This window comes from Staphylococcus sp. HMSC063A07, assembly GCF_001836955.1.
GTDB classification, from domain to species: Bacteria; Bacillota; Bacilli; order Staphylococcales; family Staphylococcaceae; genus Staphylococcus; species Staphylococcus lugdunensis.
Genome location: NZ_KV830919.1, coordinates 1 through 201, shown reverse-complemented (window position 1 = coordinate 201; position 201 = coordinate 1). Strand labels below are relative to the sequence as shown.

Annotated in this window: 1 protein-coding gene; it reads right to left on the bottom strand. The window is 33.3% G+C overall.

What is annotated here, in order from left to right; all coding sequences use genetic code 11:
• Positions 1 to 200, bottom strand: a 200-nt coding sequence (locus HMPREF2597_RS12415; protein WP_141758202.1) for a Csa1 family protein, incomplete at its 3' end; no start/stop codon positions are given.
• Between the last annotated feature and the right edge of the window lies 1 nt (position 201).

Below are 201 nucleotides of genomic sequence, written 5' to 3'. Positions count from 1 at the left end.
TCAAATTCTTGATCTCGAAAGCCTTCTTTATCGTAGAAATCCTCGAGATTCTTGGTTGGATACAAGCTTAATGTTTGATTAAATGTTTTCTTAATTTGAGCATTTCGACTATTTGTTTTTGTCAAGATGATACAACCTCCAATCAATATAATAAGTAGGATCAAACATATACCGAGCTTTAACTTCCTTGACTGTCGCATC